We start from the raw sequence: 25,814 nt of genomic DNA on the forward strand, positions 1-25,814 counted from the left end.
GGGGTGGACGGCTACATCACCAAGGGCGACCTGGTGCGCCAGGACCTGGTGGATGTGGTGCGGCGACTGCTGGGCTGACAGGCCCCTGAATTGGCTGTGCCCCGCCGGCGTATCGGCGGGATAGAAGCCATGTGGGTTGAGGGGGAGGGCTGGAGCGGAGGAGGCGAGGAGGGCCGCTGCCGGGGGCCGGCCCGTGGATAGACTGCCGAGCCATCGCGGCGGTGTCGATCAAACTCACCGCGCTCGAGGACCAGGCCGATGGGTTACGACGTGAGGTGGGTTCGATACGACGACACGCTCCACACTGCGGCGTTCGTAAAGGCAGCCAGCCAGGAGGCAGAAGCGCGCGGAGGACTCGAAGTCGAGTTCAAACGCGGAGCCGGTGTGACCCGCTTGCTCGTCAAGTTGCCGCGCAGCTCACTCGAGGTGCAACCCGGTGAATCGGAACGGGCCCCGGACGAAGGGGGGCGCTGGGGCGAGATCCACTTCAGCGTCATCCCCTCAGCTCAGCGTGGTTTCGAGGTCCTCCGACACTTTCCGGATGAGCGAGGTTACATCGCGCTCTCGCGCTCCGGAGACGACGTGCTGATGCTGCGCGACGACGGAGTGGTGAGCCGGTGGGACGGCGTGGCCGTTCACGACGGGCCCCGCGTGTCCGAAGGATTCCTCGACGATCTCTGGTCTCCAGAGCCGGGGGTGGCGTGGGTCGTGGGGGACGAGACGTTTCACCTCGGTCCCAGCGGCTGGACGCGCGTGGAGACGGGGGCGGGCGTTCCGCTTCATCGGGTCTCCGGTCGCCATGCGCGAGACGTATGGGCAGTCGGAGAAGGGGTGGTCTTTCATTGGGATGGGGCTCAGTGGAGTCGAATCCCTTCGCCCGATTTCGGAGTGGCTTATGGCTTGTGGGTCGACGCAGAGGGGGTCTGGCTTACGGGCTCGGACGTGAAACTGCTTCGGCTCGAAGGCTCGCAAATGGTTCCGCTCGAGATTCCAGACGGCGCCAGCGCCGAACACTCCTGGTACGAGGCCATCTTCCGAAGTGGCGGCGAGCTCTGGCTTGCAGCGGAAGGCGAATGCGTTCGCTGGAACCGCGGCGGGGCCACGGTGCTCAGGACCGGCGTCGAGGGCCCCTCTGCCTTTGCAGGTACTTCCTCAGGCGCGTTGGTCCTGGTGGGGACTTGCACCTCGGCCTGGTGGGACGGCGGCAGTTGGTCGCCAGTCGCATCGCTCACCGAACGGTACGTGGCTGCGTGCGTTTACAACGATGGTTCAATCCTCGCGTCGAATCCGGATGAAGGGCTCACGCGTCTGGTGCCCAGAGGCACGCACGCCGTGCTCTCTGTCAGCTCCAGCTTCAGTTCCAATCGCAACCTATGGCTTTCGATCGCTGAACTCGCCGCCGCGATTGCACATCGCCTGCGCATGACGGTTCAACCTTAGGTCGGCGGTGCCTTCGAGGATGGGTTGATTCGGCTCTGGGTTCACCACGACGCCGCCTGCTGCAGTCTCGAACGTGATGACACTGCAGCCGGTCGCGACCCAGCAGGTGCGGCTCACTCCACGGCGAAGTGATAGTTGGAGCCGTAGTTGCTGTCGTAGCTCACGCAGGAGCTGCGGTCCGTGTTGCGGAACCACATCTCCAGGTGGCGGGCGCCGGCCGGAGCGGTGATGGCCGTCGGCTCGGACCTGCCGGAGCCGGTGACGACCGTCTCCTGGATGGGGCCGTTGTCGAAGCGGTACTGCGCGACAATCGACCAGGCCGGGCCGTTGTAGGTCGCGCGACACTCGGGCAGGCGGGCCTCGTCGTAGTTGACGATGAGCTGCTGGCCGGCGCGCAGCGTGCCCGCAATCACCTCGTCCCAGTTCGCGTTGAAGGAGAGGGTCGGCGCGCCGATGGCGAAGTGGTAGTTGCTCCCGTGGTTGGAGTCCCAGGCCTGGCAGCCCTGGCTCGAGATGTCGAACCACATCACCAGGGCGCCGCTCAACCCCGCGGGGAGATGCAGGACGCGCTGGGAAGAGTTGCCGTCCGGCGCGTGGCCGGCCACCCAGAAGCTCACCACCGGGCCGCGGTTCACCTGGACGTGGCCGGTGATGGTCCAGGTTGGGTTGCCCGAGGAGGTGGTGCCCCGGCACTGCGGCAGGCGGCTGATGTCGTAGTTGACGACCACCTGTCCGCCCACGGGAATCAGCTCCACCGACGGCGTCTCGTTCCAATCGCCATCGAAGGTGATGGAGGTGGGGGTGGTCTGCGCCGCGGCCGTGGAGGCCACCAGCACCAGCGGGAGGAGGGAGGGAAGAAATCGCCGGACCAAGATGCGCTCCTTTCGAGCGGCAGAGGGAGCGGACGGCGGTAGTCCGCTCCCGCGCATCAGGTCAATGGCTTCCCCGCTTATCCATATAGGTTGGAAAGCCATGTTGAGGGGAGAATCGGAGCTGAGGCGGGCCGCTGACGGAGGGCTGATCGAGCAGCGAGCCCGGCCGGTGAAGAGCCTGCGCAGCCCCATGGGGCACCCCGTCCGTTCGAGGTTCCCGGTGGTCAGCCTTCACCACCCGTGGGGGGAGGATGACCGGCGGCAGGGGGGCTGGCTACACCGCCCAGGGCAACCTGGTGGATGTGGTGCGGCGACTGCTGGGCTGACAAGCCCCTGCATTGGCTATACTCCCGGGCTCGCGCACGGGGTATGGACAGGGCATGGGCAAGAAAGTGTCGGTGCTGGTGGTCGATGACTCCCTCATCTGCCGACAGCTCATCTGCGAGGCGCTGAGCAAGGACCCCGATATCGAAGTCGTGGGCACCTGCGCGGACGGCAAGCAGGCCGTGGAGATGACCAAGGAGCTGCGTCCCCACGTCATCACCATGGACGTGGACATGCCCGTCATGGACGGGCTCACGGCCACCGAGCACATCATGGCCGAGTGCCCCACGCCCATCCTGGTGCTCACGGCGGACCCGCGCTCACAGGCGCCGGAGCTGACGTACCGCGCGCTGGAGCTGGGCGCGCTCGCTCTGCAAATCAAGCCCGCGATCGACGCCGGGCCGGACGCGTGGAACCTGGTTCGCGAAATCCGGCTGCTGTCCTCGGTGCGTGTCATCCGCCACCTGCGCCGGCCCCAGCGCGGCCCGCTGTTGCCGCCCCGGGTGGCCACGTCGGTGCTGCCGGCGGTGTCCATGGGCGTGGTGGTGGTGGCGGCGAGCACGGGCGGGCCCCAGGTGCTCTTCAAGATGCTGTCGGAGCTGCCTGCGGACTTTCCGGCGCCCATCGTCATCGTCCAGCACATCAACGCCGCCTTCGCGGAGTCCCTGGCGGGGTGGCTGGCCGGGGCCAGCAAGTTGAAGGTCCGGCTGGCGCAGGACGGAGAGCCGCTGATGCCGGGGCACGTCCTCATCGCTCCGCCGGGGCAGCACACCGTCATCCCCTTCCGGGGACGCGTGGGGATCAAGCTGGGCGTGGAGCGGGATGGGCACATGCCGTCCGGCACGGTGCTGCTGGAGAGCGCCGCCCGCACCTATGGCCGGCGCGCGGTGGGCCTGGTGCTGACGGGCATGGGGGCGGATGGCGCGGATGGCCTGCTGGCCATCAAGCAGGCGGGCGGACTGGCGGTGGCGCAGAACGAGGAGTCCTGCGTGGTGTTCGGCATGCCGGGCGCGGCGGTGGAGCGCAAGGCGGTGGACCACCTCATCCACGGTGACGAAGTCGCGGCGACGTTGGTGCGACTGGCGCGGGGAGAGTCCCTCTCGGTGGGGCGCTGAGCCCGGGTGACTGACGGCGCGCCATGGTCCGGAGTGCGCGCCTTCCTGTCGGCGCGGACGGGGATGGCCCTGAGTGGCCCTCAGGTCCGCCGGCTGGATGAGCGGCTGGCGGCGCGCAGCCAGGGCCTCACGCCGCACCAGTACCTGATGTTCCTCCAGTCCCCGTCGGGCGTGACGGACCTGGAGGACCTCATCGCCGCGGTGGTGGTGAACAAGACGGACCTGTTCCGCGACGAGGTGCAGCTCGCCGCGTTTCGAGCGCAGGTCCTCTCCCCACTGGTGGCGAGGAATCGGCGGCCCCTGCGCGTCTGGAGCGCGGGCTGCGCCACGGGCGAGGAGGTGGCCACGCTGCTCGTCCTGCTCGCGGAGGCAGGGGCCAACTCGGACAGCACGGTGTTGGGGACGGACATCGCCGGGGACACGCTGCGCCGTGCGCGGTGGCTGGCGTACGGCCGGGAGCAGCTGCGCCGCGTCCCACCGGAGCTGCGCTCGCGGTACTTCGTCCGGTCCGGCGCGAAAGAAGCCCTGACGCCCGCGCTGCGGGAGCGCGCGAGCTTCCAGTGCCACAACCTGATGGAGTCGCCGTATCCGGTGGCGCCCGGCGGAGGCGGCTTCGACGTCATCTTCTGCCGCAACGTCCTCATCTACTTCACCGCGGAGGCCTTCCAGCGCACCGTGGAGGCGCTCGCGGGGAGCCTGGCGCCCGGCGGCGCGCTGGTGCTGTCCGCGTCCGAGCCGCTGCTCCGGGTGCCGCCAACGCTCCGTGTGCGGCGCGGCGAGCAGGCGTTCTTCTACGTCCGGCCGGAGGAAGGGGAGTCCGAGGCGCCGCCAGCCCCGCTCTCCTGGAACGGCGCTGCGCCACCTTCAAGGAAGCGTGGCACGGCCCTGCCCCCAGGCCGAGCCCCCGCGCGCGCTCGCACCGAGGCTCACCATGGGTTTTCTGTCCCGGCTCCCACCGAGGTGGAGGGCGTCCGGGGGCCCGTGGCCACCGCGCCCGAGCCCAGCCCGGAGGCCTGCGCGGAAGCGGACCTCCTCTTCGCCTGCGTGCTGGATGGCGCCGCCTCGGGTGTCTCCGACGCCGTGGCGGAGCGGGACCTGCGTCGCTGCCTGACGCTGGACCCGGACCACGCCGCCGCCCGGTACCTGCTCGGGCTGCTCCTGGAGCAGTGCCGGCGCACCGCCGAGGCTACCGCCGAGTACCGCCGGGCCCTCCAGGCCCTGGAGTCGGGCCGCTCTCGCCCCGTGGCCTTCTTCCTCAACCCCGACCGCCTCCGGGTGGCCTGCGCGCATGCTGCCGAGCGGCTGGAGTTTTCCATCCAGAAGCGGTGACCGGCCAGCCGGGCAGGCGTTGGCGGGAGCCCCAACTGGACGAGAGAAGTCCGGACGGGCAGGGCGTTTGCGCCTAAGATGGCGCCCGATGCGAAGCTTGGCGCTGATATCCCTGCTGGCCCTCCCTGGTTGCTTCTATCCCGCTGACCGCGGCCGCGCCCTCGAGGCGAAGGTCGACCGGCTCGGCACCGACTCCGCCCAGATTCAGGCGGAGCTGAAGGAGACGCGCGAGCAGCTCGTCGCCACCCTTCCGAAAATCGACGAGAAGGTCGCGGAGGTCACCAAGGCCCTCAAGGGGCTGGACACCGCGGCGCGCCGCAAGGACGCGGACATCGGCGTGCAGTTCCAGAAGACCGTCGAAGACCTCGCCCAGCTTCGTGGCCAGGTGGAGACGTACCTCCACAAAATCACCGAGCTGGAGACGGCGCTGGCCGCGCAGGACCAGAAGCTGGTCGCCATGCAGGGCGAGGCGGCGCTGAAGGAAGCCGAGGCGAAGAAGAAGGCCGAGGAGCTCAAGCGCCCCACGGACAAGAAGGAGTTCCTGGCGCTCGCCAAAGCGAAGGCCAAGGCTGGCGACGTGCTGCTGGCGCGCCAGCTCTACAACGAGTTCATGAAGAAGTGGGCCAAGGACCCGCTGGTGGGGGACGCCCACTTCGGCCTTGGTGAGACGTACTTCTCCGAGTCCAAGTGCCGCGAGGCCCTCTTCGAGTACGGCAAGGTGCTGCAGGACTTCCCGAAGGCGGAGTCCGCGCCGGAGTCCTACCTGCGCTCGTCGGACTGCTTCGCCCAGCTGAAGATGAAGGAGGAGTCGCGGCTGGCGCTGGAGGAACTCATCAAGAGCTACCCGAAGTCCGCCGAGGCGAAGACGGCCAAGGAGCGCATCGCCGAGCTGGACAAGAAGGCGGCGCCCGCCAAGAAGGGCAAGAAGTGAGCCCGCGTCCGGTGAAGCTGGCCGCGCTGGCGCTGCTGCTCCTGCTGCCCCTGGTGGCGGGCGCGGCGCCCAAGCAGCTCGTCCTCCTCTTCACCGGAGACAATGGGGGCGAAGTCGCCCCCTGTGGTTGAAGGCACAACCCATCTGGCGGTCTGGCCAGACGAAAAGTCGCGATTGAGAAGGAGCGCAAGCAGGGCACGCCCGTGCTGGTGCTGGACGCCGGCAATGCGCTCTTCAAGAGCCGGGACAGCGCGCAGGCCCCGGATGCCCGGGCGCGCGCGGAGCTCGTGCTGTCGCAGATGGACGCGCAGGGCACCGCGGCCATGGCCGTGGGCGCGCGCGACCTCGGGTTCGGCGTGGGCTTCCTCAAGAAGCAGACGCGGCAGGCGAAGCTGAAGCTCCTGTCCGCGAACCTCGCGGACGCGCAGGGCAAGCTGCTGTTCCCCGCCTCGTTGGTGACGACGGTGGGCGGCGTGAAGGTGGGCGTGGTGGGCGTCTCTCCCGCCATGGCCAAACCCACCCCGGTGGGGCTCGCCGTTCCGGGCCAGGCCCAGGAGCAGGTGCAGGGCCTGCCGGTGCAGCCCGCAGTGGCCGCCGAGGCGAAGCGCCTGCGTGAGAAGTCGAAGGTGGACCTGGTGGTGGTGCTCGCGGCGGTGCCTCACGCGGAGGCGCTCCAGCTGGCTGACCAGGTGGAGGGCGTGGACTTCGTGGTGCAGTCCCACGAGGGCCGGGGGCAGGGCATCGCCCAGCGGCAGGCCCTGGCCACGGTGATTCCTTCCGGTGCCAGGGGCCGCGAGCTGGCGAAGCTGCTGCTCCAGTTGGAGGGGACGGGCCGCTTTGCCGACGCCTCCGTGCAGGAGCGCACGCGGCAGCAGCTGCGCCTGCTCGAAGGCAACCTCACCCGGGCGAAGGCGCGGCTCGCGGGGACCCAGGACCCGGCGGAGAAGCAGCCCCTGGAGGCGACGATTGCTCGCCTGGAAGCCTCGCGGGCGGCCTACCAGAAGGCGCTGGCCGGCGGCGCAACGGACGCCGGGCGCACGCATCTGTTGTCGTACATCCAGCTTGGCAGTGACGTCCCGGCGGATCCGGTCGTCCAGAAATGGGTGGAACGCGTCGAGCCCCCCGGCTCGGCGGCCCATTGAGCCGTGCTGGCCTTGTGAAGCGGTCCAAGCGCCATTATAAGCGCCGACCATCCCTCAGCGCCGGACCTCCTACCCGTCAGCGGGTGGGGGCAAGGCATACTGGAGCGTGTCATGAAGCCTGAAATCCATCCCGTCTACCCGCCGTCCCGCGTGACCTGCATGTGCGGCAACGTCGTGGAGACGAAGTCCACCCGCGGCTCGTTCTCGGTGGAAATCTGCTCGAACTGCCACCCCTTCTTCACGGGCAAGTACAAGCTCGTGGACACGGCCGGCCGCATCGACCGCTTCCGCAAGAAGTACGGCGCGTCGCCGACCTCCGCCAAGAAGGCGTAGGCCGCGGGGGCCTTTCAGGGGCCCCGCCACAGTCCAGGCAGTACCCGTCGAGCAGGGTGTCGGAGGGCCTCCACGAGAGGCGCTCCCGCCCTGCTCGCGGCGCTTCTACGGCCTGAATCACCCGTCAAGTTTCAGGGTGCTACAGGCCAGAAATTAGACGTAGCACCGAAGCGACCGCACAGTCCGCCGCGTCCACGACGAAGAGTCCGACGGAGGCGAGATGTCCGCGCATGCTGCAGCAGCCCCTTCCCTGAAAGTCGTCCGCCGTTCGCTCAACGAGAGCGTCTACGCGAAAGGGGAGGCCTATACGCTGCTGCACGGCGACAGCCTGGAGCTGATGTCGCAGTTCGAGCCCCAGACGTTCGACATGATTTTCGCCGACCCGCCGTACTTCCTCTCCAACGGCGGCACCACCTGCAAGGGCGGCAAGCGCGTCTCGGTGGCCAAGGGCGGCTGGGACGTGTCGCGCGGCGTGGAGGAGGACCACAAGTTCACCACCGAGTGGCTCGCGGCCTGCCAGCGCCTGCTCAAGCCCACCGGCACGTTGTGGGTGAGCGGCACGCAGCACGTCATCTTCAACGCCGGCTTCGCGATGCAGAAGCTCGGCTACAAGCTGCTCAACACCGTCACCTGGTTCAAGCCCAACGCGAGCCCCAACCTGGCGTGCCGCTACTTCACGCACTCCACGGAGCTGCTCATCTGGGCCTCGCCGAAGTCCGGCGGCAAGCTCCAGCACACGTTCAACTACGCGCGCATGAAGGCGGAGAACGGCGGCAAGCAGATGCGCGACGCCTGGGCGCTGCCGCCCTCCGGTGACGCCGAGCTGACGGCGGACGGCGAGGGCCGGATGTGGACGCTCACCGTCCCGCGCGGCGGCGAGGAGAAGGCCTTCGGCAGCCACCCCACGCAGAAGCCGGTGGCGCTGCTGGAGCGCATCCTGGAGGCGAGCTGCCCCCCGGACGCGCTCGTGCTGGACCCCTTCAACGGCAGCGGCACCTCGGGCGTGGCGGCCCTCAAGCTGGGCCACCGTTACGTGGGCATCGACATGGACGAGAAGTACCTCGCCCTGTCGGAGAAGCGCCTGAACGCGGCGGCCTCGAAGTAGTCCCGTCCTGCTCGCGCGTCCTCAGGCGCGCGAAAGGATGAGCTCCACGCCCTGACGGGCGATGGGGTGGTAGCGCTCCCCGTGCTTCTTGAAGAGCGCGCGCGCCAGACTCCGGTGCGCATGCGACGCGGAGAGCACCCCGTACAGCGGCTTGAGGTACTTCATCCGGCCCACCTCGCCGAGGAACGTCTCGGTGCGAGCCACGGCCGGCTCCCAGTCCGCGCGCAGCGCCACCACCAGCCACGCCACCAGCACCTCCGAGTTGCGGCTCTCGGTGAGGCTGAAGCGCGCGTCGAGTTGCTGGATGACGTCCCGTGGAATGTCCCAGGGCAGTGACTCCAGGTAGAGCTGCCACTCGGCCGGCGTCCAGTCCTTCGCCTGCTCCGGCGTGGGCACCTTGCCGCGCAGCGCGTCCATGGCCTCCAGCCGCAGGGAGCGCGGTGACGGCGCCCCGGGGGGCACGCCGGGCCGGTGCAGGTATGCCTCCGCGTCCACCTTGGTCAGCACGCCGGGCAGTTCCTTCTCCGCGAAGGCGACGAACTCCTCGGTGGTGAGCGCGCGGAAGCGGTAGGTGGCCAGGTAGCGGCGGAGGAACTCGTCGAAGGCGGGCCGCCCGGCCGCGTCCTCCATGGCGCGCAGCAGCAGGTAGCCCTTCTCGTAGGGAATCTGGGAGAAGGCCTCGTCCGGGTCCACGCCGGCCAGGTGGGTGCGCAGCGACGTCAGCTGCGGGTGCGCGCGGAAGTGCTGCAGCGCGGAGTCCAGCGCGCGGCGGCCCAGCGCGCCGTGCAGCGCCGACACTTCCGGACCCTCCAGGACCTCCAGGATGCGGCGCTCGGCGAAGACGGTGAAGCCCTCGTTGAGCCAGAAGTGCTCCGCGGAGGCGTTCGTCACCAGGTTGCCCGTCCACGAGTGCGCCAACTCGTGCGCCACCACGTTGACCAGGCTCTTGTCTCCGGTGATGAGCGTGGGCGTGAGGAACGTCAGGCGCGGGTTCTCCATGCCGCCGTAGGGGAACGATGGCGGCATGGTGAGCAGGTCGAAGCGCTCCCAGTCATAGGGCCCGAAGAGCGACTCGGCGGCGCGCAGCATGTCGTCCACGCCGGAGAACTCCTCCGCCGCGTCCTCCAGCAGCTCCGGCTCCGCCCACACGCGCGAGCGCGGCCCCAGCTCCTTCGGCGCCAGGCTGCCCACCGCGAAGGCCAGCAGGTACGGAGGCACCGGCTGGGGCATCTCGTAGTGCTCCTCCGCCTCCACGCCATGCTCCTCGCGCCGCAGGAAGCTGGCGGCCATGACGGCCTTGAGCGCCTTGGGAATCCGCAGCGACGCGGTGTAGCGGATGCGGATGCGCGGCGTGTCCTGGAGCGGCACCACGCTTCGGGCGTGGATGGCCTGGCACTGGCTGTAGAGGAAGGGGTGCTTCCCCCCGGCCGTCTGGGAGGGCGTCAGCCACTGGAGCGCGCTGGCGTGCGGCGCCGTGCGGTAGCGCACGGTGAATTGCCGCAGTCCCACCGGCAGCTCGATGCGCAGCCGGCTGCCGAGAATCGGCTCGGAAGGGGAGAGGATGTAGGGCAAGGGACGACCCGCGGCGTCGATGACGTCACGGATTTCCAAATCCCGGGTATCCAGGTCCAGCGGCCCGGCCGAGGCTTCCTTGAGGGTGTGGGTGACCTCCGCGTGCAGCCGCTGCGTCTTGAAATCGACGCGGGCCCTCCAGTCCAGGGTTTCCGTCTCAGGCTGCGTGCTGTCGTTGTACGAGTGCGGGTCGAGGCGAGCCATGGAGGGCCGGTATCTAGTCGGCTTGTCCTCTGGTGGCGAGTGTCCTGGCCGTCCGAACCGATTGACTTTCGGGTCAATCGCCTACATTTGTGCAATCCCCTCCTTCCCAACAGGGAGCCTTTTCCACATGACGACGCGGATCCGCAAAGTGGCTGTGCTGGGCGCCGGAGTAATGGGCAGCGGCATCGCCGCGCACCTAGCCAACTCGGGCGTGCGTGCGCTCCTCCTGGACATCGTTCCGCCCAAGGCCGCGCCGGGCGAGGACACCTCCTCGAAGGCGTTTCGCAACAAGTTCGCCCAGGGCGCGCTGGCCAACCTGCGCAAGCAGAAGCCGAGCCCCATCGTCTCTGGTGAGGTCTTCACCAACATCGAGGTAGGCAACTTCGAGGACGACCTGCACCGCATCGCCGAGTGCGATTGGGTGGTGGAGGTGGTGAAGGAGGACCTGAAGATCAAGCAGGACCTGTTCGCCAAGGTGGAGAAGCTCATCCGCCCGGGCACCATCGTGTCGTCCAACACCTCCGGCATGTCGATTGTGGGGATGACCGAGGGCCGCGGCGCGGAGTTCAAGAAGAACTTCCTGGTCACGCACTTCTTCAACCCCGTCCGCTACATGAAGCTGCTGGAGCTGGTGGCCGGCAAGGAGACTGCCCCGGAGGTGCTCAAGACGCTGCACCGCTTTGGCGAAGAGGTGCTGGGCAAGGGCATCGTCTACGGCAAGGACACCACCAACTTCATCGCGAACCGCATTGGCGTGTACGGGATGATGCGGACCATCGCCGCCATGGACAAGGCGGAGCTATCCATCGAAGAGGTGGACAAGATTTTCGGCCCGGCCATGGGCCGTCCCAAGTCCGCCGTCTTCCGCACCGCGGACATCGTGGGCCTGGACACGTTCACCCACGTGGCGAAGAACTGTTACGACACGCTGACGCACGACGAAGAGCGTGACGTGTTCGCCAGCCCCGCCTTCCTCCAGAAGATGGTGGAGAAGGGCATGCTGGGCGACAAGAGCGGCGGCGGCTTCTACAAGAAGCAGGGCAAGGACATCCTCGCGCTCGACCTGAAGACGCTGGAGTACCGGCCGCAGGCGAAGGTGCGCTACGAGTCGCTGGGCGCCGCGCGGGACATCGAGGACGTGCGCGAGCGCGTGGCCTCGGTGATGAACGCCGAGGACAAGGCGGCGAAGTTCGCCGAGGGCGTCACCCTGGACGTGCTGGCCTACACCAGCCGCCGCATCCCGGAGATCGCCGACGACGTGGTCAACGTGGACCGCGGCGTGCGCTGGGGCTTCGGTTGGGACTTGGGGCCCTTCGAGGTCTGGGACGCCTACGGCGTGAAGAAGGGCGTGGAGCGGATGAAGGCCCTGGGCCTGAAGCCAGCCGCGTGGGTGGAGGAGATGCTGGCCGCGGGCCGCGCGTCCTTCTACGGCGTGGAGAACGGCAAGGACACGTACTGGGACATCCCGTCCAAGTCCGTGAAGGTGGTGCCGGAGAACGCCCGCACGCAGCGCGTGGAGTACCTCAAGCGCGGCAACAAGAAGATCGCCGGCAACGACGGGGCCACGCTGTGGGATTTGGGCGACGGCGCGACGCTGCTCGAGTTCCACACCAAGATGAACTCCATCGATGACCAGATCATCGAGATGATGAACACCGCGCTGGACGAGACGGAGAAGAACCACAAGGGCCTCGTCATCGGTAACGACGGCTCCAACTTCTCCGCGGGCGCGAACATCGTGGCGCTGCTGTGGGCGGCCAAGAGCGGCGAGTTCGAGTCCATCCGCAAGCTGGTGACGGGCTTCCAGGCCGTCAATCAGCGCATGCGCTACAGCCCGGTGCCGGTGGTGACGGCGCCCTTCAACCTCACGCTCGGCGGCGGCGCCGAGGTGACGATGGGCGGCAACGCCATCCAGGCGAGCGCCGAGCTGTACATGGGCCTGGTGGAAGTGGGCGTGGGCCTCATCCCGGGCGGCGGCGGCAACATGCAGTTGCTGCGCAACGTGTACGGCCCTTTCGGCACGGACAAGGACTTCGACTTCTTCCCCTTCCTGAAGAAGATCTTCCTCACCATCGGCATGGCGAAGGTCGCCACCAGCGCCGAGGAGGCCCGCGAGGCGGGCTTCCTGACGCAGGCGGATGGCATCAGCGCCAACCGGGACTTCCTGCTGTCCGACGCGAAGGCCCGCGTGCTGGGCATGGCGGACGCCGGCTTCAAGGCGCCCCGTCCCACGCGCTTCCGCCTGCCGGGCACCAGCGGCGCGGCCACCATCGACATGATGCTCTACGACATGGAGCTCAACGGCCAGGTGAGCGCGCACGACCGGAAGATCGCCCAGAAGCTGGCGAAGGTGCTGACGGGTGGCAACACCAGCCCGTCGCTGCTCGTGACGGAGGAGCGCTTGCTGGAGCTGGAGGCGGAGGCCTTCCTGAGCCTGTGCGGCGAGGAGAAGACCCAGGACCGCCTGCAGCACATGATCGAGAAGGGCAAGCCGCTGCGGAACTGACGGCCGGCCAGTATCCATAGGCTACTGAACCTGAGATTCGCTGAATGCCCGGGTGCCCCCCGGGCAAGGAGACATCAAAATGGCTGGTCGAGTCGTGATTGCCAGCGCGGTCCGCACGCCCTTCACCCGCGCGCACAAGGGAGAGTTCAAGGACACCCGGCCGGATACCCTGGCCGCTGTCGCCATCAAGGAGGCCGTTGCCCAGGTCCCGGGCCTGAAGCCGGAGGACATCGGTGACGTCGTCCTGGGCTGTGCCATGCCGGAGGCCGAGCAGGGCATGAACGTGGCCCGCGTGGCCACGCTGCTGGCGGGCCTGCCCGTCACGGTGCCCGCGATGACCATCAACCGGTTCTGTTCCTCCGGTTCGCAGGCCATCGCCCAGGTGGCCCAGGCCATCCAGGCGGGGATGTACGACGTGGGCATCGGTGGTGGCACCGAGTCCATGACGATGGTCCCCATGGGCGGCAACAAGGCGAGCGCCAACCCCGAGGCCATGGAGCGCCTGCCGGAGATCTACACCTCCATGGGCGCCACGGCGGAGAACATCGCGTCGCGCTACGGCGTGTCGCGTGAGGACTCGGACAAGTTCGCCGCCGAGAGCCAGCGCCGTGCCGCCACCGCGCGCGAGCAGGGCAAGTTCAAGGAGGAGATCGTCCCCGTCACCACGACGTACTACGACGACGACGGCGTGGCGCAGAACGTCACCGTCACGGTGGACACCATCCTCCGCCCGGAGACCACGCAGGAGGGCCTGGCCAAGCTGCGCCCGGCCTTCAACCCCAAGGGCGTGGTGACGGCTGGTAACGCGTCGCCGCTGACGGACGGCGCCGCCGCCGCGGTGGTGATGAGTGAGGCCAAGGCGAAGGAGCTGGGCGTCAAGCCGCTGGGCTACTTCATCGACGCCGCGGTGGCGGGCGTGCCCCCGGAAATCATGGGCATCGGCCCGGTTCCCGCGGTCCGCAAGCTGCTGGAGAAGAACAAGCTCAAGGTCGAGGACATCGACGTCTTCGAGCTGAACGAGGCCTTCGGGGCGCAGGCGCTGTACTGCGTGCGCGAGCTGGGCATCCCCGCCGACAAGGTGAACCCCAACGGCGGCGCCATCGCCCTGGGTCACCCGCTGGGCGTCTCTGGCGCGCGCATGGTGGCCACCATCCTGCGCGAGCTGAAGCGCCGCAACGGCCGCTACGGCGTCGTCTCCATGTGCATCGGCGGCGGCATGGGCTTCGCCGCCCTCATCGAGGCGCCCAAGTAGTCACCGCTTCGACGCAAGTCACTGATTCAAGCGCGGGCCTCGGGGGAAACCCCGGGGCCCGTGTCGTTTCGGGCCTGCGTTTCGGGCTCAGCGCGCCGCCGTGGCTTCGTCCGGGTCGTCCACCGGTACGCCGGCCAGGCGCAGCACGCGCAGGGCGTTGGTGGTGTCCACCACGCCCTGGCGCAGCTTGTAGTCGAACATCATCTTCCCGGCCTCCAGGTGGTCCCGGAAGTGGACGTTGACGACATGGGCGCCCGGCTCGTCCGCGAGCACCGCCAGGGACAAGTCGTGCGTCGTCACCGCGCCAATGGCGCCGGTGCCCAGCAGCAGGCGCAGCACCTCGCGCGAGGCAATCTGCCGCTCGCGGGTGTTCGTCCCCAGGAGGATTTCGTCCAGGAGGAACAGCACCTGCCCGCGCGCGGCCTGCGCCGCGTCCAGCACCGCCTTGATGCGCTGTACCTCCGCGTAGAAGTAGGAGACGCCGCGCTCCAGCGAGTCCTTCACCCGCATGCTGGTGAGCGTCTGGAGCGGTGTCAGGCGGAAGTGCTTCGCGCTCACCGGCGCGCCCGCCAACGCCAGCACCACGTTGGCTCCAACCGCGCGCATCAGCGTCGTCTTGCCGCTCATGTTGGAGCCGGTGATGAGCAGCGCGTGCCGGGGACCGGGCAGGGACACGTCGTTGGGCACCGGAGCGTCCAGCAGCGGGTGGCCCAGCGCTGTCGCCTCCACACAGGGGCCATTGGCCGCCAAGACGGGCCAGGTGAAGTCCGGCCGGTCATGGGCGAGGCCCGCGACGCAAGACAGGGCTTCCAGTTCGGCCAGGGCCTCGAACCACTGGCGCAGCTGCTTACCGTGGGCCTCGCGCCAGCGCTCCAGCGCGAAGTGCGCGTGGATGTCCCAGAGCGTGAGCCAGTGAATCAGCGGGTGGAACTGGTGGCGCTTGAACTCGATGAAGGAGAACAGCCGGCTGAAGCGCTTGAAGTGCTCGGACACGGGCGGCTGGCCGGGCTGCTGGAGGCCGGACTGGAGCGTCTTCAGTCGCGGGTGCTCGAAGCGCTGGGCCTCCACGCGCTCGAAGATGGGGGCGTAGCGCACGAAGCCGCGCTCACCCACCTCCACGCCTTCGTCCATGACCTTCAGCGGGCGGCGGGTGATGACGGCCACGCCCAGTTGCGCGGCCAAGCCCACCCAGAAAGCCGACTCCGGCAGTACCTCGAACTTGCCCAGGACGTAGACGGCCAGCGTCACCAGGGGCAGCACCACCGCCACCGGTCGGGCCCAGCGGATGGCATTCAGCTGTGGACCCGACTCCGCCCACTGGATGAACAGCGCCGGGTCCGCCTTCTCGCGCGAGGCGTCCCGCGCGTCCACGCAGAGGTCCTGGCGGAAGTCCAGGTTGGGCGCCAGTTCGCGCGCGGCGCCCTGTCTGGCTTCGACCTCCTGGGCGGACGCGGGGGCGGAGAGCCACGCCGCCAACCGTTCTTCTCCAGCGCGCGTGGCCGTCTCGTTGAGGAGTTGGAAGAGGCTTCCCTGTCCGAAGACATCCAGGTCCGGGGTGTACAGGTGACCGGGGGAGAGGAAGCGTTCACCGCGCTCGGTGAAGTCGTGCCAGCCGGGCCCCAGCCGCGCCAATCCGCGTTCGTTGAGCGTCACGTACAGCTTCGCCCGGGCCTCGCGGCGGAAGACCTGGTGGTGGAGGACGGCGAGCACGCCGTAGAGCACCAGCGCGGCGGCGCTGGCCCACCACCACACCTTGGGCAGACGCCCCGCCAGCACGAAGCCCGCGACGCCGGCCGCGGCCAGGAAGGCGAGTGTTCGCAAGTTGGCGTAGCGGGCGCTCACGCGGTCCAGCGCGGTCAGTTCCGCCTGCGCGGCGGCTCGGCGCTCGGTGTACGTGCGATGCGGGGATGGGGGCTCGGCGGTGGCGGACACGATGGGCACGCATGCTGCGGTCACGCGGCGTTCAGGGCAAGCGGCAGGTGCAAATGCGTGACGCCGGGTCGACGGAGGCCCGGCCAGCACCCCGTTTCCTGGCCTGATTCATGTCAGACCCGGCGCGTAGATTTGTCCTCATCGGCGGTCACGAGGGGGGCACCGGAATGAGCACGTCAGTCATTGATAACCGCGTCGAAATCGTCTTCAGCTTTGACACCACCGGCAGCATGTATCCGTGTCTTGCACAGGTACGGAAGAAGCTGCGGGGCACCGTGTCCCGGCTGATGAAGGAGATTCCGGGCATCCGCATTGGAATCATCGCCCACGGGGACTACTGCGACGCGGGCTCCACGTATGTCACCAAGATGCTGGACCTGACGGACGACGAGGGCGCCGTCGTCCGCTTCGTGGACCGCGTGGAGCAGACGGGCGGGGGGGACGCGCCCGAATGCTACGAGTTCGTACTTCGCCAGGCGCAAAGCCTGTCCTGGACGGTTGGTTACACGCGGGCGCTGGTCTTGATTGGCGACGACGTTCCCCACGGGCCCGCGCAGAATCCACACAAGCTGGACTGGCGCAAGGAGGTGGCCGCGCTGGGGAAGATGGGCATTCCCGTGTATGGCGTGCAAGCCCTGGCGCGCCGCCACGCGACGGCCTTCTACAAGGAGCTGGCGGAGAAGTCGGGCGGCTTCCACCTGAGCCTGGACCAGTTCGCCCACGTCACCGACCTGCTGCTGGCCGTCTGCTACAAGCAGTCCTCGGATGTACAGCTTCAATCGTTTGAGCAGGAAGTGGTGCGCGAGGGCCGGATGAGCCGCGGCCTCAACGTGATGTTCAGCACCATGCTCCAGCGCACGGCGCCGCCGCTCTACGGCGAGGCGGACCTGCGCGCGGTTCCACCGGGCCGCTTCCAGGTGCTGGACGTGGACCGGACCCAGCCCATCAAGGACTTCGTGCAGGAGAACGGCCTGCGCTTCAAGACGGGCCGGGGCTTCTACGAGTTCACCAAGACGGAGACCATCCAGGGCCGGAAGGAAGTGGTGCTCATGGACCGGAAGACGGGTGACCTCTTCAGCGGAGACCGCGCCCGGGAGATGCTCGGGCTTCCGCCCGGGGAGACGGTCCGCATTCGGCCCGCCAGCCTGGAGAAGTACGTCGTCTTCGTGCAGAGCACGTCGGCCAACCGGAAGCTGATGGGGGATTCGAAGTTCCTCTACGAGGTCGAGGACTGGGAAGGCGCCTCGTCCGCCGCTGCGTAGCGGGCCGGCGAATCAGTGGCTGTCGACCGGCTCCGGGTCGGCTGGCACGGGCTCGATGAAGTGCAGCGTTCGTGGCGTGTCCGTGCTGGAGAGGACGTCCCGGGCCAGCTCCAGGCGGAAGCGGCGTGGCATGCCGTTGGAGGCTGGCGGCTCGGGCGTCACGGTGAATGCCGTGCTTCGGCCGGGGGCGCCCTCGGGTTGGATGCGGAGTTGGTCTCCGAGAGCGGTGTACTGAAAGGCGTGGACCCGGCCGTCGGTGCCCAGTCGCTCCAGGTGTCCGCCTTCGTAGAAGTAGAAGCGCTCGGTCGCGGGGTAGCGTTCGGGGACCGCGAGCCACTCCGCCACGCTCTGTCCCGTTCGCGCCGGGTCGAAGAAGAGACGTTCGGCGGGTGAGGCCACTGAGACGGGCGTGTCGTCAGGGGCCTGCTGTCGTTCGAGCGCCGCGTCCAGGTGCCGCAGAACGTCCGGGTCACGTTCGGTGGCTTGATGGTCGCGCAGGGTTTGAAGGGCCTCTGGGCTGGCCTCTAGGCCCAGGTCTCGCACGGCCATCCGCCGGACCTCGGGCGCGGAGTCCTCGAGCGCAAGCCGCAGGGCGCGGTGGGCCACCTCCGGGCGGCTGTTCATGAGGGCCAGGACAACGGCCTTCCGCGTTTCTGTGTCGGGGGCGCCTCGCAGGCGCTCCAGCAGCACCGGGGTTGCGTCTGGCGGTGCGGCGTCCGAGGTCCAGGCGGAGATGGCGGCGCGCCTGACGCGGAGGGATTCATCCGACAGCGCCTGGCGAAGCGCCTCCCATGCCTCGGGTCCACCGAGTTGTCCGAGCGCGGTGATGAGGTCCGCCCGTTCATCTTCGTCGCGTGTCCGGGCCAGCATCTCCAGCAGGGCGCGCGTCGCACCGGAGCAGCCGAGCCGTGCGGTGGCGAGAATCGTGCTTCTGCGGAGTGAAGAATCAGGGTCGGTCAGGAGCCGGCAAACGGGTTCGCAAGCACTGGCGTCGCCACGCAGGACGAGCGACTGAAGCGCCTGTTCGCGGACTTGTAATGGGGACGACGCGGAAAGCAGCGGGACGAAGACGCTGGCGGGCACGTGTGCGCGACGGGACAGCGCGCGAAGGGCTTCGAGTTGCACGTCTTCGGCGGCATCCGTGAGGACTTGGATGAGCAGGCCCTCTGTCGCCTCGCCTTCTCGCGCGAGCAGGGCAACCGCCGCGGTCCTGAGGGTGGAAGAGGCCGAAGCCAGGCCGAGCCGAGCCAGGGCGCCGGATTCGGGGAGCCCCAGCCGTTGCGCGGTGGCGAGCGCGTTCAGCTTCTCCGCCTCCGGGGCACGCTCGAAGCGCTCGATGAAGAGGTCGCTCGCGGCCGCCGGATTCATCCTCGCGAGCGAGTCCATGACGGCGTGCTGCACGGAGGGCTCGGTATCATCCAGCGCCTCCTGGAGGCTCCGCCAGTCCGCAGCGTCCTGTGCGCTCGCCAGCACCCGAGCCGCCAGGGCCCGGACGTCAGCCGCTTCGTCGCGAAGCGCGAGCCGAGCCAGGGCATGGGCTTCGGGTGACGCCAGCTCCCGGAGCACTCGCAGGGCCGTGGTCTTCTCCGAAGAGGTGCCCGACGCCAGGGCGTCCCGGGCGACCTGCGTGAAATCCACTCGCGCGAGCAGTGCGTCGAGGTCTTCCCGCGTGCTCCGGGTGGGCTTCGTGGCCACCCAATGCAGCAGCTCCCATGTCGACAGAGGTGCGCTCACGGCACCGCCAAAATGCGCGAGGCGAGAAGGCTGCTGGAAGTCGCCTGAGTCCGGTTCATATGGCGCGTGAGAATGGCTGCTCCTTGTCGCCGCGTGCTCCTGAATCCGGCGTCACATTCCATGGAAGCATCGGGAGGCCGACGTTAGCGTGCGTTCGTGCGCGTCTGGGTGACATTGCTACTGGTGGGCGCGGGCTGTGGCGCCTTCGAGTTCCACCCCTATGAACTCCGGGGACCCCACCGGGATTTGCATGCGCGCTCGCTCGAGCGGTTGTTCGGAGCGGAACCGAAGCAGGCCTTTCGCTTCGCGGTGGTGGGCGACATGCAGTTGTTCCTGGATGACTCCGCGGCGGCGATGCGGGACTTGGAGCAGCGCGGCGTCGACTTCGTGGTGCAGATGGGCGACCTGACGGAGTTCGGCAGCACGCAAGAGTACGAGTGGGGCGTCGAACTGCTGTCTCGGTTGAAGGTCCCGTTCTTCGTGGTCATGGGCAACCATGACGCACTGGGCATGGGGCAGAAGCTCTACCGGCGCACCTTCGGACCGGAGTCCTTCTCCTTCACGTATTCGGGCACGCGCTTCGTCTTCTTCGACTCCAACTCCCGCGAGTACGGCTTCCCGGGCGACATCCCGAACCTGCAGTGGCTGAAGACGGCGCTCGCACCGGAGCCCGCGGTGCTGAACACCTTCACCTTCTCCCACGTGCCTCCTGGGAACGGGGACTTTGACGATGCGCTCGTCGCGCCCTTGGTGAAGCTCCAGCAGAAGCAGGGCGTCGCCATCTCCTTCCACGGCCACGTCCACCAGTACCACGACGTCCATGCGCACGATGTCCGGTACGTCACCACCGATTCGATGAAGGGCCGGAGCTACCTCTGGGTGGACGTCGATGGCAGCTCGGTGCAGGTGCAGAGGGCCACCTTCTGATGGCCGCGCACGGGAGTCTCCGAGCCTCGCTGCTGGCGGCGTTGCTGTTGGCGGCGCGGGAGGCGCGGCCGGAGCCGGCGCACGAGGCGTCACCCTGGTACGTGCCCGACCATGCGGCGATGCAGTTCGCGGGCGCCATCGGTTTTCTCTCCGCGGGGCCGGGCTGGAGCTTTCTCGACGACACCGTGGAGGCCGCGCTGCTGGTGGGCTGGGCGCCGCCCGCGTTGGCGGGGGAAGACTTCTTCACCTTCACGTTGAAGGGGCAGTGGCGGCCCTTCCTGCTCGATGCGGCGGAGTGGACCGTCCGCCCGCTCATGGTGGGCGCGATGCTCAGCTACACGGTGGGCGACGACTACTTCGCGGGCCTGCCCAGCCGTTACGACCGGGGCTACTACTGGTTCCGCACCGCCGTCCGGCCCGCGCTGCTGCTGGGCGCCAGCGCGGGGCGCCCGGTGGAGGCGCTGAACCTGCGATTCGTGGAGGGGTACTTCGAGCTCGTCGCCACCGACTACCGGCTGGTGCAGTTCATCCGCAATCCCACCACCGTGAACGTCGAACTCTTCACGCTGGCCCTGGGCGTGAAGCTCCGGTTCTGAAGCGGCGCGTGTGAGCACCGCCCCAGGGCCCGCCGCGAGGTACCGTCAGGGCACGTCCGTGGCCGTGGCGGCGTCGGGAAGCGTCGACTCCGACGTCCCCCTCAGTCGGCGGAGGATGCGCGGGGCCTCGGCCGCGAGGCGCTCCTTGCCATCGGCCAGGGGACGGTCGCGCAGGTCGGTGATGACGGTGCCAGGCCGCCCCGCGCCGAAATGGACCTTCAGCTCCTGGCCGATGAGCGCGTAACGCGCCTCCCAACCCACGGTGGTGAGGAGGTATCGCTGCGGGTCCGGCCGGGACATGGGAATGCCGTCACCCAGCATCGCGGGGCTGTGCGTGTCTCCCAGCAGGTCGAAGATCGTGGACACCACGTCGATGTGTCCGGTGACGGCGTCGACCTGGCCCACGGGAAGCTGGTCGTCGAACACGAGCATGGGCACGTGAAGCTGGGAGGCCGTCACGTCGCTGCCATGGCCGACGCGGCCGTACTCGCGGAACTCCTCGCCATGGTCGCCGGTGACGAGCGTCATCGGACGCGCGCCGCGCAAGCTTTCGATGCGCGCCAGCAGCTCTTCGACCTTGGTGTCCACTTCGTAGGCCGCGTTCCACGCGCGGGCCTTGAGGTGCTCGGGAGGCACGCGCGCCGTGGAGAGTCCGCCCTTGCCATTCCAGGCGGGCGAGAAGACCTCGGAGCGCGGTGGGTAGTCGTAGTCGAAGTGCGTGCCGGCGAAGAACACGAACAGGAACAGCGGCTTGTCCTGAGGCGTGGCCTCCACGGCCGCCAGCGCGTCACGGACCATGGCTTCGTCCCGCAGGTGGCTGCGGCCCGTGTAGTCCGTGCGCAGGCCTCCCGTCACGTCGCGGAAGACGGTGTCCTTGAGGCCCATCCAGTCAACGGAGGACGCGGCGAAGAAGAACTGCTGGTAGCCATTGTGGGCCAGCGCGGGGAAGAGGAGGGGCGTGCGGCCCGCGCCCACCACGGCATTGCGGCGCTGGGCCTCCAGCCCGAAGAACATGCTGAACAGCGAGTAGTCCGTGGAGCTGGCCGCGCTGTGGTGATGCAGGAAGCGCGTGCCGCTCTGCGCCCTGCGCCACATGTTCGGCATGACGTCGGCGGTGAAGAAGTCGTCACGCAGGCTCTCCACCAGGACGACGACGATGTCGGGACGGCGGGTGAAGCGCACCGCCGCGGGGTCGATGCTCGCCGCGGGCACGCCCGCCTCAGGGCTCACGCCCAGGCGCAGGCCGGATGCGGGCGCATTGCCCGTGATGCGCGAGAGGAGGGTGTTCATCCGCAACGGTGCCTGGAGGGGCAGGGTGGTGGTGGCGTGCTGCACGGCGCCGCCATGGGCGAAGATGAGGGACGCGGTGACCAGCCGCTCGATGGTGCACAGGGCCGTCATCAGCACCACCGTGCGCGCCACCCGGCGAGGGCCGAAGCCCCGGCGCAGGAACCAGATGCCCGCCGCCGTGTCGAGCGTGAGGATGACCACCATCGCTCCGGCCACCAGCGCCACCTCCGACGAAGACAGCCCCGTCTCCGCCAGGGCATGCGGCTGGAGCGCCACCGCCAGCACCAGGCCGTTGATGTGGAAGCCCAGTGAGTTGAGCACCAGCGCGTCCAGCCCGAGCAGCACGCCGCCCACCGCCGTCAGCACCGGGAGCGCGAAGCGGTAGCGGTGGCCGAGCAGGACGGCCAGCGGGAGGGTTCCAAGAAAGGCCACCAGCCCCAGGAACAACGCCTGGGCGAAGCTTCCCGCGAGCAGGAGGGGGCGGAGTCCCGGCGCCAGCCGCTCCACGGCCACGCGCAGCGCGCCGCCGAAGTACAGCAATGCGACGAGCCCGTGGAGCACGCACCAGGTCAGCGCGGTGCTCAGGTAGGGCCGGGCTGCTTCGAAGCGCTGGAGGAAAATGGCGGCTGCGGAGGACGCCGCGTCAGACATCCGTGACATTGCACGGCGCAGGTATTCCGGATGCCAGACTTTCGCAAGCATCAATGAAGTCCGGGGGCGTATCCCGCTGATGGCGGCGTGCAAGGATGCTGCTCATGCCTCCGCGCAAGCTCGTTCGGCACCTCGTCTGGTTGGAGTCCTTCGCCGCCGCCGTGGAGGCGGGCAGCATCGAGGCCGCCGCGGAGCACCTGGGCGTGGCGCGCTCGGTGGTGAGCGAGCACGTTCGCTCGCTGGAGCTGGCGCTGGCGGATGGTGCGCCGTTGTTGGAGCGCGGGCCTGGCCGTCGCTTGCAGCTCACCGCCCGGGGGGAGCGGCTCTTCGCGGGCACCCAGACGCCGCTGCATCAACTGGACATGAAGCGGCTGCGCGACCTGGCCAGCGCCGAGCCCGTGGTGCGGCTGGGCCTCAACCCGACGCTGTCCTTGTCCCTGGTGGGCGCCGTGGCGAGGGACGCCGCCGCCGCGGACCTCAAGCTGGTGCTCAGCTTCGGAGGGCCCCACGAGCTGACGCGCCAGGTACAGACGCGGCAGCTCGACCTGGCGCTCGACTTCACGCCCCTGCCTACCCATGAAGGCGTGGAGTCGGAGTCACTGCTGCGCATGCCCTTCGTCGTGCTCGCTGGGCCGGACAACGCGCTCGCGCGGCAGGCCGCGTCCCGGAAGTCGCTGCACGTGAAGGACCTGGAGGGGCAGCGCTTCGTGGACTGGCTGCGTGATGACCCCTACGGCGGCGCCAACAGCGCCCGCTTCGCCGCCCACGGCGTGACGGTGGATGAAGTGGGGCGCGCGGAGAGCTTCCTTCTCCTCTACGAGTTGCTGCGCGCGTTCCGCGCCTGCGCCATCACTCCGGACCTGCGCCCCATGCACCCGTTTCCACCGGACCTCCATGCGTGGCCCCTCCTGGAAGAGGAGCCCCAGGCGGTCGAGGTGGTGGCCTTGTGGCCTTCGGGAGCGCTCAGCCCCGGCGCCCGGTTGGTTCTGGATGGACTTCGCCGCAAGCCAGGCTAGTTCGACGTTAAAACGACGAAGACGTCGATTTCTGACGGATTTCCGTTCGCCTGGAGAAAGGATATCTTTCGAAAAGTAGAAGATTCCGCCTGAGGTGAATGATGATGACTCCCACGGAACGGACGATTGCCCGCCTGCCTGCTCATCTGCGTCGCTACGTGGTGAGCCAGGACTACGCGGCGTATACGTCGCGGGACCAGGCCGTCTGGCGGAATATCCTGGGCTCCTTGAGGGGCCACCTGGCGGACAAGGCGCACCCCGTCTACCTGGAGGGCCTGGAGGCCACGGGCATCGGCTCGGAGTGCATCCCCAGCCTGGATGAGATGAACGAGAAGCTCGCTCGACTGGGGTGGGCCTGTGTGGGGGTGCGTGGCTTCATTCCTCCCGCCGTCTTCACGGAGCTCCAGGCGATGGGCGTCCTGGCGATTGCCGCGGACATCCGCACCCACGAGCACATCGAGTACACGCCGGCGCCGGACATCGTCCATGAGAGCGCCGGGCACGCGCCCATCATCGCCAACCGCCGCTACGCGGAGTACCTCAAGGCCTGCGGGCTGGTGGGCTTCAAGGCCATTGCCAGCGTGGAGGACCAGGCCGTCTTCGAGGCCATCCGGAACCTGTCGGTGGTGAAGGAGGACCCGGACGCCAGCGAGGAGGAAGCGGCGCACGCGCAGGCCCGGCTGGAGGCCGCCAGCGCGAGCCGCCGCTACGTCAGCGAGAGCACGCGGGCGAGCCGCCTCTACTGGTGGACGGCTGAGTACGGCCTCATCGGGAGCGTGGCGTCGCCGCGCATCTACGGCGCGGGGCTGCTGTCCAGTATCGGCGAGGCGCAGCACTGCCTGACGCCGGCGGTGAAGAAGCTGCCGCTGAGCGTGGCCTGCGCGGACATGGACTACGACATCACCCGCATGCAGCCGCAGCTCTTCGTGGCGCGGGACTTCGAGCACCTGTTCGAGGTGCTGGCGGAGTTCGAGTCCACGCTGTCGTGGAAGCGCGGCGGCGACTTCGGCCTGACGGAGGCGCTGCGCGCGCGGACCGTCAATCACCTGGTGCTGGCGGACGGCCGCGAGGTGACGGGCCGGGTGCTGGAGATGCTCGCCGCGCCGCGCGAGGTGGCGCCGGGGCTGGGCACCGCGCTTGTCTGCATGGAGGGGCCCATCATGGCCTCGCGAGGCGGGCGCGCCCTGGACGACAAGCCGTGGAGCGGGCCGGCGCTGGTGGCGTTCGGCGCGGGGACCTTGCCGGAGCGCGGGCCCTTCAAGCTGTCGCTGGAGAGTGGGCTGGAGCTGGAGGGCTTCGCCACGGACGGCGGCCAGGTGCTGGCGCTGCGCGGCCGGTTGGCGGGGCGCGAGCTGGCGCTGCCCGCGGTGGCGAAGCTCTTCGTCAGCACGCACCTGCCCTCGGTGGCGGGTGGGCCTTCGGACCCGGCGACGTGGGACCGCTGGTACGGCGAGCTGAGCGCCTTCGCGGAAGGGGATGGCGAGGAGAAGGCCCGCACACGCAAGGCCCTGGCGCTGCACCCGGCGCTGGCCGCGCTCTACCGCGAGGTCCGGAAGATGCGGGAGACGCACTCCGTGAAGCCTGAGCGGCTGAGCCAGATTGCCGCGGCGGCCACGGACTTCCCGGATGACTGGCTGCTTCGCGCCGAAGTGGAAGAGCTGCGCCGCCGCGTCTGAGTCAGCGCCCCCAGTCCTTCTCCTCCAGGCCCTCCCGGAGGACCCAGCGCAGGTGTTCGTCGAAGTCGAAGGTGCAGCCCGAGACGTCGGGCGCTCCATCCAGCAGCCACGTCGACAGGTCGAAGTCGTCGTGGCGCGCCGGGAAGATGAGCAGCCCGGTGTCGCGACGCATCCCCGTGTCGAAGTAGTAGTAGTCGCTCACGCTCGAGTAGGCGCTGTACTGGAAGGGGATGAGCCGCTCGCGGAGCTTCTTCTCGAGGATGGCGGCTTCCAGTTCGTCCTCGTTGTCGCCGAAGGCGCCCTCCTCGACGTACTCCTTGGACCACTGGAGCGTCTCCAGCACCTCGGTGGGGCTCAACATCCGGGCGCGCTCATGTCCCTGCCAGTCCACCGCGGAGAAAAGGCCGTGGCGGGAGATGAAGTCGACGTAGGCCTGGGGAAGCAGCGCGCCCAGCGAGGACTCCAAGACGTGGAGGTCCTGAGCGGCCACCGGCGTGAGCGACACGGACCGGAGCGGGAGCTTTGTCTCGTGCTTCAGGCGCTCCTGAAGCGCGAGGATGGAATCAATGGCGCCAGACATTCGCGCCATCCTACGCACACCCGGG

General features: G+C 68.7%; 21 protein-coding genes. 15 read left to right on the forward strand and 6 right to left on the reverse strand.

The genetic code is table 11. From position 1 onward, the window contains the following. Positions 1-258 precede the first annotated feature (258 nt). Entirely contained in the window at positions 259-1,440 is a 1,182-nt protein-coding gene (locus tag FMQ63_RS14230; RefSeq protein WP_020478712.1) for a hypothetical protein, read from the forward strand. Positions 1,441-1,553: 113 nt separating this feature from the next. On the opposite strand, the gene FMQ63_RS14235 is transcribed toward FMQ63_RS14230, so the two are convergent. Further along, a complete protein-coding gene (locus FMQ63_RS14235) occupies positions 1,554-2,312 on the reverse strand; it encodes a DUF6209 family protein (RefSeq protein ID WP_225909399.1) in 759 nt (252 codons plus the stop codon). 380 nt (positions 2,313-2,692) lie between these two features. Here FMQ63_RS14235 and cheB point away from each other — a divergent pair, with 380 nt between their 5' ends. From cheB to FMQ63_RS14265, 7 genes are all read left to right on the forward strand, one after another. After that, the gene (cheB, locus tag FMQ63_RS14240) at positions 2,693-3,751 is read left to right on the forward strand and encodes a chemotaxis-specific protein-glutamate methyltransferase CheB (RefSeq protein ID WP_011555116.1); all 1,059 of its coding nucleotides are present in this window, start codon (positions 2,693-2,695) and stop codon (positions 3,749-3,751) included. 6 nt (positions 3,752-3,757) lie between these two features. Next, positions 3,758-5,080 (forward strand): protein-glutamate O-methyltransferase CheR, encoded by a 1,323-nt coding sequence (locus FMQ63_RS14245; protein WP_011555115.1) that lies wholly within the window; start codon positions 3,758-3,760, stop codon positions 5,078-5,080. Between the two features lie 88 nt (positions 5,081-5,168). Next, the gene (locus FMQ63_RS14250) at positions 5,169-6,011 is read left to right on the forward strand and encodes a tetratricopeptide repeat protein (protein ID WP_026114037.1); all 843 of its coding nucleotides are present in this window, start codon (positions 5,169-5,171) and stop codon (positions 6,009-6,011) included. Beyond that, a complete protein-coding gene (locus FMQ63_RS38395) occupies positions 6,008-6,142 on the forward strand; it encodes a hypothetical protein (RefSeq protein ID WP_002634075.1) in 135 nt (44 codons plus the stop codon). Before FMQ63_RS14250 ends, FMQ63_RS38395 begins: the two co-directional genes overlap by 4 nt. Positions 6,143-6,214: 72 nt before the next feature. Next, positions 6,215-7,153, forward strand: a complete 939-nt coding sequence (locus FMQ63_RS14255) for a 5'-nucleotidase (RefSeq protein WP_011555113.1) — start codon at positions 6,215-6,217, stop codon at positions 7,151-7,153. Positions 7,154-7,264: 111 nt separating this feature from the next. After that, positions 7,265-7,486 (forward strand): 50S ribosomal protein L31, encoded by a 222-nt coding sequence (rpmE, locus tag FMQ63_RS14260; protein WP_011555112.1) that lies wholly within the window; start codon positions 7,265-7,267, stop codon positions 7,484-7,486. 220 nt (positions 7,487-7,706) lie between these two features. After that, positions 7,707-8,591, forward strand: coding sequence for a site-specific DNA-methyltransferase (locus FMQ63_RS14265; RefSeq protein ID WP_011555111.1), 885 nt, complete (start codon positions 7,707-7,709; stop codon positions 8,589-8,591). 21 nt (positions 8,592-8,612) lie between these two features. On the opposite strand, the gene FMQ63_RS14270 is transcribed toward FMQ63_RS14265, so the two are convergent. Beyond that, complete coding sequence (locus FMQ63_RS14270) at positions 8,613-10,367, reverse strand: M1 family metallopeptidase (RefSeq protein WP_011555110.1); 1,755 nt, start codon at positions 10,365-10,367, stop codon at positions 8,613-8,615. A gap of 127 nt (positions 10,368-10,494) precedes the next feature. Here FMQ63_RS14270 and FMQ63_RS14275 point away from each other — a divergent pair, with 127 nt between their 5' ends. Further along, positions 10,495-12,873: a 3-hydroxyacyl-CoA dehydrogenase/enoyl-CoA hydratase family protein gene (locus tag FMQ63_RS14275; protein WP_011555109.1), complete on the forward strand. Its 2,379-nt coding sequence runs from the start codon at positions 10,495-10,497 to the stop codon at positions 12,871-12,873. Positions 12,874-12,952: 79 nt separating this feature from the next. Further along, the gene (locus FMQ63_RS14280) at positions 12,953-14,125 is read left to right on the forward strand and encodes a thiolase family protein (protein ID WP_026114036.1); all 1,173 of its coding nucleotides are present in this window, start codon (positions 12,953-12,955) and stop codon (positions 14,123-14,125) included. An 87-nt stretch (positions 14,126-14,212) separates the two neighbouring features. Here the strand turns inward: FMQ63_RS14280 and FMQ63_RS14285 are convergent, their stop codons facing one another. Further along, entirely contained in the window at positions 14,213-16,057 is a 1,845-nt protein-coding gene (locus FMQ63_RS14285) for a DNA mismatch repair protein MutS (protein WP_171452263.1), read from the reverse strand. Positions 16,058-16,224: 167 nt separating this feature from the next. Here FMQ63_RS14285 and FMQ63_RS14290 point away from each other — a divergent pair, with 167 nt between their 5' ends. Continuing rightward, entirely contained in the window at positions 16,225-17,319 is a 1,095-nt protein-coding gene (locus FMQ63_RS14290; protein WP_171452261.1) for a vWA domain-containing protein, read from the forward strand. A gap of 12 nt (positions 17,320-17,331) precedes the next feature. On the opposite strand, the gene FMQ63_RS14295 is transcribed toward FMQ63_RS14290, so the two are convergent. After that, positions 17,332-19,053, reverse strand: coding sequence for a HEAT repeat domain-containing protein (locus FMQ63_RS14295; RefSeq protein ID WP_011555105.1), 1,722 nt, complete (start codon positions 19,051-19,053; stop codon positions 17,332-17,334). 156 nt (positions 19,054-19,209) lie between these two features. Between FMQ63_RS14295 and FMQ63_RS14300 the strand changes: the two genes are divergently transcribed. Together FMQ63_RS14300 and FMQ63_RS14305 are read left to right on the forward strand one after the other, a co-directional pair. Next, positions 19,210-19,980, forward strand: a complete 771-nt coding sequence (locus tag FMQ63_RS14300; protein ID WP_011555104.1) for a metallophosphoesterase — start codon at positions 19,210-19,212, stop codon at positions 19,978-19,980. After that, positions 19,980-20,576 carry a hypothetical protein gene (locus tag FMQ63_RS14305; protein ID WP_011555103.1) on the forward strand — a complete coding sequence of 199 codons (597 nt, stop codon included), beginning with the start codon at positions 19,980-19,982 and terminating at the stop codon, positions 20,574-20,576. Before FMQ63_RS14300 ends, FMQ63_RS14305 begins: the two co-directional genes overlap by 1 nt. 45 nt (positions 20,577-20,621) lie before the next feature. Here the strand turns inward: FMQ63_RS14305 and FMQ63_RS14310 are convergent, their stop codons facing one another. After that, positions 20,622-22,517, reverse strand: a complete 1,896-nt coding sequence (locus FMQ63_RS14310) for a sulfatase-like hydrolase/transferase (protein WP_225909398.1) — start codon at positions 22,515-22,517, stop codon at positions 20,622-20,624. A gap of 95 nt (positions 22,518-22,612) precedes the next feature. On the opposite strand from FMQ63_RS14310, the gene FMQ63_RS14315 reads away from it, so the two are divergent. Further along, positions 22,613-23,533, forward strand: coding sequence for a LysR family transcriptional regulator (locus FMQ63_RS14315; RefSeq protein WP_020478711.1), 921 nt, complete (start codon positions 22,613-22,615; stop codon positions 23,531-23,533). 104 nt (positions 23,534-23,637) lie between these two features. Further along, entirely contained in the window at positions 23,638-25,209 is a 1,572-nt protein-coding gene (locus FMQ63_RS14320; protein WP_026114035.1) for an aromatic amino acid hydroxylase, read from the forward strand. Between the two features lies 1 nt (position 25,210). Here the strand turns inward: FMQ63_RS14320 and FMQ63_RS14325 are convergent, their stop codons facing one another. Beyond that, positions 25,211-25,789: an SMI1/KNR4 family protein gene (locus FMQ63_RS14325; RefSeq protein ID WP_020478710.1), complete on the reverse strand. Its 579-nt coding sequence runs from the start codon at positions 25,787-25,789 to the stop codon at positions 25,211-25,213. Between the last annotated feature and the right edge of the window lie 25 nt (positions 25,790-25,814).

The organism is Myxococcus sp. CA005, assembly GCF_006518205.1.
Classification (GTDB): Bacteria; Myxococcota; Myxococcia; order Myxococcales; family Myxococcaceae; genus Myxococcus; species Myxococcus xanthus.